Source organism: Sphingobium sp. ba1 (assembly GCF_000743655.1).
Classification (GTDB): domain Bacteria; phylum Pseudomonadota; class Alphaproteobacteria; order Sphingomonadales; family Sphingomonadaceae; genus Sphingobium.
In genome coordinates this window covers 179,446-184,481 of the sequence record NZ_JPPQ01000006.1, presented here as the reverse complement: position 1 = coordinate 184,481, position 5,036 = coordinate 179,446, and the positions used below count along the sequence as shown (strand labels likewise).

Annotated in this window: 4 protein-coding genes, 1 tRNA gene and 1 pseudogene; 3 read left to right on the top strand and 3 right to left on the bottom strand. The window is 53.2% G+C overall.

Annotated features, from left to right (window positions below):
• Nucleotides 1–56 precede the first annotated feature (56 nt).
• Nucleotides 57–203 carry a hypothetical protein gene (locus tag IL54_RS23810; protein WP_156106031.1) on the bottom strand — a complete coding sequence of 49 codons (147 nt, stop codon included), beginning with the start codon at nucleotides 201–203 and terminating at the stop codon, nucleotides 57–59.
• A gap of 344 nt (nucleotides 204–547) precedes the next feature.
• Between IL54_RS23810 and rfbB the strand changes: the two genes are divergently transcribed.
• The 3 genes from rfbB to IL54_RS00995 all read left to right on the top strand — a co-directional run bounded on the left by rfbB (nucleotide 548) and on the right by IL54_RS00995 (nucleotide 4,177).
• A complete protein-coding gene (gene rfbB, locus IL54_RS01015; RefSeq protein ID WP_037472276.1) occupies nucleotides 548–1,618 on the top strand; it encodes a dTDP-glucose 4,6-dehydratase in 1,071 nt (356 codons plus the stop codon).
• 65 nt (nucleotides 1,619–1,683) lie between these two features.
• Nucleotides 1,684–3,975, top strand: coding sequence for a glycosyltransferase (locus tag IL54_RS22525; RefSeq protein WP_076605436.1), 2,292 nt, complete (start codon nucleotides 1,684–1,686; stop codon nucleotides 3,973–3,975).
• A 128-nt stretch (nucleotides 3,976–4,103) separates the two neighbouring features.
• Nucleotides 4,104–4,177, top strand: a tRNA-Gln gene (locus IL54_RS00995).
• A gap of 154 nt (nucleotides 4,178–4,331) precedes the next feature.
• On the opposite strand, the gene IL54_RS00990 is transcribed toward IL54_RS00995, so the two are convergent.
• Nucleotides 4,332–4,598, bottom strand: coding sequence for a hypothetical protein (locus IL54_RS00990; RefSeq protein ID WP_156106029.1), 267 nt, complete (start codon nucleotides 4,596–4,598; stop codon nucleotides 4,332–4,334).
• A gap of 85 nt (nucleotides 4,599–4,683) precedes the next feature.
• A pseudogene (locus IL54_RS22520) lies at nucleotides 4,684–5,036 on the bottom strand (hypothetical protein); the annotation flags it as partial.

Genomic DNA, 5,036 nt, shown 5'->3' with positions numbered 1-5,036 from the left:
CCTGCCACCCCGTCCCGGATTAAGCCATCACGCAGCAGCCCGGTGAATAAGAGAGGCTAACGCAGCATGCCAAAGATAGCCAATATGGAGTCCAATACTTCCTCCCCAAAAAAGGCGATATATTGGTATGGCACGCGGATTTGGCGCATGGCGGCGCGCCAGTCAAAAACCCCGACCTGACGCGGCAAAGTTTGGTCGGCCATTTTTGTCCGCAAGGGCGGTCACCCCATTTTTTTTCGACGTCTCCCCATTTGGCCACCATTCGTCATCGCGGTTCGCTTGCTTATTGCAGCCAGCATTATGACCTCGCCGGGCGACCCGATCAAACGCGGACGGACGCTAAAATACCCCCGCAACAAAATTTTATGTCGAGCATAGAGGCATTTCGTCAGGCGACGAAAAAGCAGGCCTCCTGATTGCAGTGCAGCACATTTTGCGGCTACTGCTTTGCGACGGGTAAGGGAATCATAAGTCGCTCGCAATCTGAACAGACTAGGGCGCGCTATTTCTTCGACGTGGGGATTTCAAGGGAGCGAAATACGGGCATATGGCCAATCTGATCATCACTGGAGGAGCCGGTTTCATCGGCGCGAATTTCGTCCGTCATTGGCGCAAAGCGTCTCCCGATGACGGTATCGTCGTCCTCGATGCGCTGACCTATGCAGGCAATCCTGCCAACATTACCGATGTGCCCGACGTCGAATTGGTCGTCGGCGACATTTGCGATACCGACCTCGTTTCCCAACTGATGGCCGATCATGATATCGACACGATCGTTCATTTCGCGGCGGAAAGCCATGTCGACCGATCCATCACTGGCCCTGACGCCTTTGTGACGACCAATGTCATCGGCACGCACAGTCTGCTCAAGGCGGCCAAGACCGCCTGGCTCGACAAGGGCACCGGCCGCCCCCATCGCTTCCACCATGTCTCGACCGACGAAGTCTATGGCACGTTGGAACTGGATGATCCGGCGTTCAGCGAAACCACCCCCTATGCCCCCAACTCGCCCTATTCGGCGTCGAAGGCGGGATCGGACCATCTGGTTCGGGCCTATCATCACACCTATGGGCTGGAAACGACGACCAGCAATTGTTCGAACAATTATGGTCCCTACCAGTTTCCCGAAAAGCTGATCCCGCTGTTCACCATCAATGCGCTGTCGGGCAAAAATCTGCCTATCTATGGCGATGGCATGAATATCCGCGACTGGCTGCACGTCGAAGATCATTGCATCGGCATCGAACTCATTCTGCGCAAGGGCCGGATCGGCGAAACCTATAATGTCGGCGGCGGGCAGGAATTGCCTAACATCGAAGTGATTCGCGAAATCTGCCGCGGTGTGGATGCCGCTTTCGAGCGCAATCCCGCCCTCGCGACGATGTTCCCCGATGCGCCCGCCGCGCAGGGCCGCCCTTCGATCGACCTGATGACCTATGTGCAGGACCGCAAGGGCCATGACCGTCGCTATGCCATCGACGAAACCAAAATTCGCAGCGAATTGGGCTACGCTCCATCGCGTGATTTCCCGCAGGGTTTTGCTGACACACTCAACTGGTTCCTGGATAACCAGGACTGGTGGCGTCCATTGATGAACCGCGCTGAGTTGGGTGGCTAATAGAACCTGACCTCCTTCGAACCGCCTTAGTCAAGGCGGAATGAGCCAGTTATCAAGGACCTTTGATGAAACTCAATCTCATCATACCCGTTTATCGCAATGTCGAGTTGGTTAAGACTTGCCTCGAATCGATAAGCGCAAATCTGGATGAAATTCGGGCATATAATCCTAAGGTCATCGTCATTAACGATTCGCCTGATGATGAGGCGGTCGAAGAGTATCTCGCAGAATGTCACAAGTCGGGCTTGATTGACCTCTATATTCGTAATTCCGCCAATATAGGCTTCGTTCAAAGCGTTAACAAAGGGTTGGCGATCAGCCGAAAAAATGGCGCAGGCGCGCTTCTGATTAACAGCGACACGATCACCTACAAAAACACATTGATAGAATGCGTTGCGGTAATGTTATCGGATCCCCAAATTGGCTTTGTATGCCCGCGATCTAACAACGCCGCCATCGCAACATTTCCCCAAGCGCCAAATAATCTATCCGGCATCGCGACGACGCCGGAGATTTGTCACATAAGTTGGCAATCAGTCTACCGATATTTGCCTCGCTATACTTTAGCGCCCACAGCCGTAGGCTTCTATATGCTCATTTCCCCCCAAGTCGTGGCCAACTTCGGGCATCTGGATGAAGCCTTTGGGACTGGGTATGAAGAAGAAAATGATCTCGTGATGCGTGCTGGTAAAGTAGGTTATCGAGCAGCACTCGCCAATCACGCCTATGCCTATCATTCGGGATCGGCGTCTTTCATGCTTCACGAAATGGACCTGAAAGGCCAGCAGCAAAATAATCTTCAAAAAATGATGGAACGGCACCCGGAGTTTTTGCCGTTGGTTCGAGAATTTGAGCGTTCTCCTGAACATCGGGCCATGACCCAGGTAAAAAATCTAATACCCACTGTGGAGGGTAAGCTTAAGGTTGCTCTTAACCTGCTGACCATGGGCCGTCATCACAATGGCACGAACGAACTGATCGTGAATTTCATCCATTGGTGCGATAAGCGGCAGTTTGACGAATTTGAAGTTTACGCCATTTGCGATAAGTCCGTCGCCGAATTTCATGGTATCGACCAACTTGAAAATGTGAAATTCCGGACTGAAATATCGCCAACCTACGCCGTTGCTATCTTCTTTGGCCAGCCTTTCGACTTACATCATATAAATGTTATGGAGCATCTCGCTCCCGTTAATATATATGGAATGCTGGATGTCATTGCGCTTGATTGCAGCAATTTGCGCTATGATAGCAACGTGGAGCCGATGTGGTCCTATGTTGCGCGTAACGCAAGTGGGCTGTTCTTCATCAGCCAGTTTGCAGAAGATACGTTCCGTCATCGATTCATTCGAAAAGATCGTGCTAAGAAATTTACGCGCCTTTTGCCGACCAGCCCAAAATCTTATGCCGCCCGTTATGATGGTGTAACATTAGGGCGGGAGCATGTCCTTGTTATGGGAAACCATTTTGCACATAAGGCTGCTGGCAGCACTGGCAGAATGATTGCTAATGCTATCCCCAGCCTCTCCATTATAGTCATGGGGAATGGAAGCGAAACGTCTCTCCGAAATCTGCGCGAACTTCAAGCTGGCGTCGTTCCTGAAAAGGAAATGAACGATATTCTGGCAGGCAGTAGCGTTATCATTTTGCCGTCATATTATGAGGGGTTTGGCCTTTCACTTATGCACGCCCTCGCACTAGGTAAGCCTGTGGTTGCCAGGGATATTCCAGCAACACGCGAGATACTGGCCACCTTTTTAACGGTTGAAGGCGTGTATCTCTATGAAAGCGACAGCGAACTACCTGAGTTGGTGCGGGCTGCTGTGGCTTTTGGCCATTCCACCGTGGTCGAACGTGAACCAAGCGACTGGAATGAGTGGTCACGCGGACTATTCGAATTTGCCACCAGCCTGACGTCTAGTCCTGACCTATATGATCGACTGATGGACCGCATTGAGGACGGGGACACGTTGCGTTTTCGTCATTCGGTCGGAAATGCGGCATCGCAATCTTCTTCCCTCGCTTCACCTTCTGCAAGAGATGACGTGGATAGCGGTGCAACGCAAAAAATTTGGCGCGAATCCGATGCGACTGTCGATGTTGCTTCGATCCTTGCGCTAGATGATGAGGCGTTCATTGAGAAATTTTATCAACACGCACTTGGTCGTCGCGCTGATCCCGCTGGTCTTTCGCACCATCTCGCGCTGTTAAGCAGTGGCGTGACAAAAATCGACATGCTTCGTTCAATCCTTGAATCCCCGGAATTTAAGGAGCGACGCGCGAGCATTACGGTGATTGGCGGAGAATTATTAAAGCGTAAGAGCAAGCGTCGCCGATTGTTAATATCACGGGATTGAGCTGATCTTTCGATTCCGATGGACTATGTGATCGACCAAAAAGTCATTCCAGATCATCGAGAAGCTCTTGACCGAATGAGCATCGCCGCCTATCTGCGGCCTCCCAAGCGCAACGCGCTACAGATTGATGCCCGATCGTCTAAAGGTAAGACAACGGACTCTGACTCCGTTAATCGAGGTTCGAATCCTCGTCGGGCATCCAGATTTTACCTCTAAAAATCAGCAGTTTAGCCGACAAGCAGTCGCGGGATCGTCCTGATTCTATGTGCCATTTTGATAACACGCTTTTCCGCCATTTTCCGCCGTTTTCGCGGGCCTCCCGGCGACTCCATGGCACATGAATGGCACATAAAACGTCACTGATCAGACAGGCGCGCGCGGACAGCGGCAAACTCAGTCTCCATGGCTTCGACCGCCTGTTCCCATATCGCATCGGCATGATCTCCAACATCACGTTGGGCATTTTGAAGTGTCGCGAACGTCTCGCGCCTAATCCGATCGATGACTTCGACGGGGTTTTGCCCCTGTCCGTTCGCCACGGCGCTTAAGACGATTCTGCCTAATATCTCCTGAGCAATAATCCTGCCCTCAAGCGCCTGTATCCGCCGCTCCATATCATCCACGCCTGCTCTCCCGATTTTTGCACTGATAGCGTATCGCCCGATGATCCCCCCGCGCGCAAGTGTCGGGTGCATCGTCGCGTCTGCGCTAGATCAGTTGCCGCGATTGCCTGCGCACCATCGCCACCTGCGCGCCGCTCGATCCCGCCTCTGCCGCCCTGGCCGCCATCGGGGCCGCGACCTGCCCCGCAATCTGGGTAACGACAGGCCGGAACAGCGCGCCTTCCTCCACCTGAACCTTGATGATGGTTTCGCGTTCGCGCATCGTGCCGCCCGCGCCCATATATCCGCCAAGCGAGCGGCTCGACAGGCTAGGCCCGCTGATCCCGCGCAAGTCAGGGACGATCGATCCCGATGTGTTGGGCACGAACAATTCCGGCCGCTTCTCGCCTACCACATAGGCCTTGCCCGCTGTCACCGGCCCGCCCTTCTCGCGATAGC